We start from the raw sequence: 4813 nt of genomic DNA, 5'->3' as shown, positions 1-4813 counted from the left end.
GGCGTTTTCACCCCGCGCCCCTCCCCTGGGCAAAAGCGCCCGGAAAAAGGCGAACGCCCCGGCAAGGGCACCGGGGCGTTCAGGAGAGAGAGGAGGGGCCATCGGCATAGGCCGAGGCAGAGGATTGGTTAGTTACTCGACGATCTCGGGCATCAGCACCGCGGGGGCCTCCGCGGCCGGAGCCGTCGCCTTCGCGCCCTTCGGCGTGCCGAAGAAGAACCTCATGTAGTGCACGAAGACGTAGGTGACCATCACGGCCGCGAACACCGTCTCAAGGGCGATGAGCGCTTCCACCATGGGCAGAGCCGGAATGGTCACGCCAGCAGCATAGAGGGCCTGCATGCCCTTGCCGAGGGCCATGGCGGAGATCACGAAGGGGAAGGTCATGGCCGCGTAGCTCGGATAGAACTTCAAGGCGATGAACTTCGGCAGCTGGGTTGCCACGCCCACGAGCATCACCTGGCCGAGCCCCATGAGCACGCCCACGAACAGCGGGTCGGGATTCGGCGTGACGGCCAGGTAGCCCACGAGCGACAGGCCCATCGGAGCCGCGAAGATACAGAACAGCGGGCGGGCGGGCTCAGGAATCTCATGCTTGAGGTAGCGGGCCACCACCGTGGCCAGCAGCACTGCGAAGCAGGCCAGGCCGAACCAGAAGATGCCGCGGCCGAAGGCCTCCATGCCGAAGACGGGCGAGGTAACCGCCGCCACGATGATACCCACATAGCAGATAAAGTAAGTGGGGAACACCTCGGCGAGTTTGAAGCGGCGGATAAAATGGGCCGTGAACCACCCCATCAGGATGAAGTGACCCGCAATGGCCGCGCACCATAGCCCGAAGGCCGGCACGATGGCCACCGGCGCCAGATAGCCGGCCAGCTGCATGAGGGTCATGAAGAATGTGGCCGAAACGCTGGCGAAAATGGAGTTCTGCAAGTCGTCGCGGATCATGGAGGGGAACAGGACCACCTTCGCCACAATCATGGCCACGAGGAACAGAGAGAGGGCACCACAAACGATGTGGGCAACCTCGGCGTAGGGTTGCAGCAGATTACCCAGAGCGGCCAGGCCAAGGGCCACGCCCGCCGTGGGAATCGGTACTTTCTTGATGATGTCGCGCATAGGCATCGCCTTTCATTGGGGCACATTGATCGATGCAGAAGTGTTCGACCACGGATCGCCGGGAAGACCGCAACGGCCCGCAGGAACTCGGTAGGGCTATTATGCACTCCTGGTTACCAAATGAAAACTTATATATATTTATGCTTTCATAAGTTGAATTTATGGTTATAGTCAGGATGCCGATGCTCCATCAGGCGGGCGTCCCGTTGCGGGTCGGCGCCCCGCTCGCAGCCGCCCCCACGGACCAGCGACCGCTCGCAGCCGCCCCTCGTGCCAACGCTCATTCGCCCATGGCACCTGCCGAAAGGATCCCCATGCAGGACTTCCGCGTCAAAACCTTCCTCACTGTGTGCCAGACCTTGAACTACACGCGGGCGGCCGAGGAGCTGGCCCTCACCCAGCCCGCCGTGTCTCAGCACATCAGTTATCTTGAGCGCGAGTACGGGGCCAAGCTGTTCACCTACCGTCACAAGAAGCTCGAGCTCACCCGCGCCGGACGGGTATTGCGCGATGCCCTGGCCACCATGGCCCATGACGACGCCCTGCTCCATGAGCGCATCGCCGAAGTGGCCCACGGCGCCGCCGTGCCTCTCCGCATCGGCATGACCCTCACGGCCGGGGAATACGTGGTAGCCGAGCCCCTCGTCCGATACCTGACGGCCCACCCGGAGATTCGCGCCTCGGTGCGCTCGGGCGGCACCAAGGCCCTGCTCGACCTGCTGACCGCCGGTGCCATCGACTGCGCCTTCGTTGAAGGCCTCTTCGACAAGAGCGCCTTTGCCGGCGACACCTTCCGCACTGAGAACCTCGTGTGCATCTGCGCCGCCCATCATCAGTTCGCCCGTGAGCCCGCCACCTTGGACGACCTGCTCGGCGAGCGCCTCATCCTGCGTGAAGAGGGCTCGGGCAGCCGCTCCGTGCTCACCCATGCCCTGGCAAAGCGCAACTTGAGCCTCGGTGCCTTCGCCGATAGCTGCGTGGTGGAAAGCCTCGACGTCATCAAGATCTTCGTGGCCGGTGACTTGGGCATTTCATTTGTCTACGAGGCGGCCATTCAACGGGAGCTGGCCGCCGGCACCCTGCGCATCGTGCCCCTGACCGGCGAGCCCATCACCCACGACATCTCCTTCGTGCGTCTGCCCCACAGCATCTTCGAGGACGACTTGCGCGCCCTGTTCGAGGGACTCGCATAGAAAAGGCGCACCCCGCAGGGTGCGCCCGGGCGATTCCCTTGACGGGAACTTTTCCTATCAGCGGCGTTACCGTGCCCCGATGACGATCCTACAGATCGGCAGCCAGGGTCAGCAGCAGCAGTGCGTCGTGGGCGATGGCATCGTCCACAATCTCGCGGGTGAGCACGGTATCCTTTGCCACAGCGAAGGAGCCGTCCTCGCTGGCCACGTCGTCTACCAGGGTGGCACCCACGAGCAACTCCACGAGCTGGGCATCCTCAGCGGACAGCTCGGGGCCGGCCTCGGCGATCTCCTCGGCGGCCTCCTCGGCCTCAGCGACTTCCTCGACCGCATCCTCGGCGACCTCTTCGTCGGCCACCTCCTCGATCACCGCCTCCTCGACCTCGGCCTCGGCAACGCCGGCACGCAGCTCGGCGGCCGTCTTGGCACCATTGTCGACGAAGACGAACTCGGGGGCGAAGAAGACGAAGGTGTCAGCCGCGAACACGGTGCCGTCGTCCAGGGTCACGCTCGTCACGGTGCCATAGACCGGATCGAAGTCGTAGGTGGACACGGTGCCCAGCTTGTTACCGGTGCGGCTGTAGGCTTCCACGCCCACAAGCTTGAAGCCGTCGGCGATGAGAGCCTGGGCCTCGGGATCGGAGGCGGCCAGGAAGTTCTCGCGGGACTGCACCGTCACGAAGGTATCGCCGATGGCCAGGGCGCGATCGAAGGGAAGCGCGAGGGGGGCGTTGGTGGTGGCGCTCGCCACAATGTAGTGGCTTACGGCAAGGGTGTCGCAATTGACGCGCAGCTCGCGCATCTTGCCGATGACCCGGCGGTCGTCCAGGCCCACAACGTTGCGAACGAGAATGGACTCATTAGTCTCCATCTTCAGCTCTTTCTCGAGGGAGCAGGCCGCGCGGGGCAGCCGTGGCGCTCTTTCTTACAGGTAAGCTTCATTATAGGCGAAACCCGCGTCCGCAACAGCGAGAAGTCGAAGAGGTTCGGCCCGTCCGGAGAAAATCAAGGGCGCCGGAACGCGAAGGGCGAAAAGCCGGGGCGGCCCTATTTATTCGGGTCGACGCTTCCCTCGGAGGTAGTCACGGGCGTCGTCTCGTCAACCTGGTAAATGTCGCTCGACAGCAGGTCGCGCGTGGTGCGCTCGCCATCCTGGTAGTACACGCGGAAGGCCTCGGACACGTAGTACTGGCGCGAGGTGCCGGCAGCATCGTCGCGCTCGTAGCGGCTCACGATCTGGGACGTGGCGTCCACCGTGCGTCCTTCGGGCAGCGGCGCACCCTCGATGGACACGTCCACCGTCTGCCCCACGGCCTTGGCATGGATGATCATGGGCTCGTCGGTGTTGTTCTTCAGACGCAAGTCGAAGGAGCCGTAGACGATGGTGGCATCGAGTCCGATGGGCGCGTAGTCCGAAGGCACCGAGTGGGGATGACGCTCCACGATTTCCATATCGGCCTTCACGGCGGCGATATAGAGGGCCGTGGACACCTGGCACACGCCACCGCCATCGCCCTGGGCCACTTGGCCGTCGCGAATGACAGCCGCCTCCTGGTAGCCGCGCTCAGCCGAGGTATTGCCCACCACGTCGTTGAAGGAGAACGTGCCACCGGGCTCGATGACCGTGCCGTCGATGGCCTCGGTGGCCAAGCGGATATTCTCGCGGCGACCGGGGTCATCACTCTGGGAAATGGCCTGATAGCTGCCGATGACTTCCTGGCCGGTGTCCTCGGGCTGCTCCGCCTCCTCCCCGGAAGTGCCAGGGTCGGCCGGAGCGGGCTGGTCGGAGAGGGATTCTGGATCGATGAACTGATCGGCCCCGGTCCACAGCACCGGATTGCCAAAGGCCATGCAGGCGGAAAGGGCCACGGCGCACACGGCCACGAAGGGGGCCACGTAGGGCGAGGCGACGGGCATGCGCGGCCGACGGCCGAAGGCGGGGCGTTCCGCCGGCACGCGCGGCTCGACCGGGCGCTCGACCGCAGCGCGACCGGTCGAGGGAAGGCCGTCACTTTGGCGGAGCGTGGGGCGAGGGGTGGGGGCCATGGGCTATCCCATCCTCTCGACGGCATCGAGCTTGATGCGCTCGATGCGAGTGAGCACACTGGCGTTGCGCAGCTCGGCCGCAAGAGCACGGGCCCTGTCGCCCTGGCCGGCCTTCACGTAGCAGGCCATCTCCTCGAAGCGGGCGCGCCGGGCCTCCGACGTGGATGACGCAGCTGCGGCGGCCTCGCCGTAGAGACGGGCGGCCACGGGGAACAGGCCCTTGTCGCGCAGGCCCTGGGCCTTGGTGATGAACTCGTTGTAGCGCGCGTCGCGCGTGGAAGCGGCAGCGGGGGCCGTCGCGGGCTCGGCAGCCGGGACCGGTGCCGTGGCCGGTGCCGTGGCCGGGGCCTCGGAGCGCAGGGCAGAGGTCGCTGCGGCCTCCGCGACCGGTACGGTTTCGGAGGCGAGCGCCACGGCCGGCGCGAGCTCGGAGGCAACCGGGGCCGGTGCCG

Annotated in this window: 4 protein-coding genes and 1 pseudogene; 1 reads left to right on the top strand and 4 read right to left on the bottom strand. The window is 65.6% G+C overall.

The window, feature by feature from the left end; all coding sequences use genetic code 11:
- Positions 1-132: 132 nt before the first annotated feature.
- A complete protein-coding gene (locus F8D48_RS11245) occupies positions 133-1122 on the bottom strand; it encodes a TDT family transporter (RefSeq protein WP_151432115.1) in 990 nt (329 codons plus the stop codon).
- 314 nt (positions 1123-1436) lie between these two features.
- On the opposite strand from F8D48_RS11245, the gene F8D48_RS11240 reads away from it, so the two are divergent.
- A complete protein-coding gene (locus F8D48_RS11240; RefSeq protein ID WP_135970215.1) occupies positions 1437-2315 on the top strand; it encodes a LysR family transcriptional regulator in 879 nt (292 codons plus the stop codon).
- A gap of 88 nt (positions 2316-2403) precedes the next feature.
- Here F8D48_RS11240 and F8D48_RS11235 read toward each other — a convergent pair whose 3' ends face one another.
- From F8D48_RS11235 to F8D48_RS11740, 3 genes and pseudogenes are all read right to left on the bottom strand, one after another.
- Positions 2404-3186 (bottom strand): hypothetical protein, encoded by a 783-nt coding sequence (locus F8D48_RS11235; protein WP_151432113.1) that lies wholly within the window; start codon positions 3184-3186, stop codon positions 2404-2406.
- A gap of 176 nt (positions 3187-3362) precedes the next feature.
- On the bottom strand, positions 3363-4361 hold the full coding sequence (locus tag F8D48_RS11230) for a VanW family protein (protein ID WP_151432111.1): 999 nt from the start codon (positions 4359-4361) through the stop codon (positions 3363-3365).
- A 3-nt stretch (positions 4362-4364) separates the two neighbouring features.
- A pseudogene (locus tag F8D48_RS11740) lies at positions 4365-4813 on the bottom strand (hypothetical protein); the annotation flags it as partial.

Origin of the sequence: Adlercreutzia muris (assembly GCF_008831045.1) — a bacterium.
GTDB lineage: Bacteria > Actinomycetota > Coriobacteriia > Coriobacteriales > Eggerthellaceae > Adlercreutzia > Adlercreutzia muris.
Note: the sequence above shows the minus strand (reverse complement) of the source record. Positions and strands in the feature narration are given on the sequence as shown.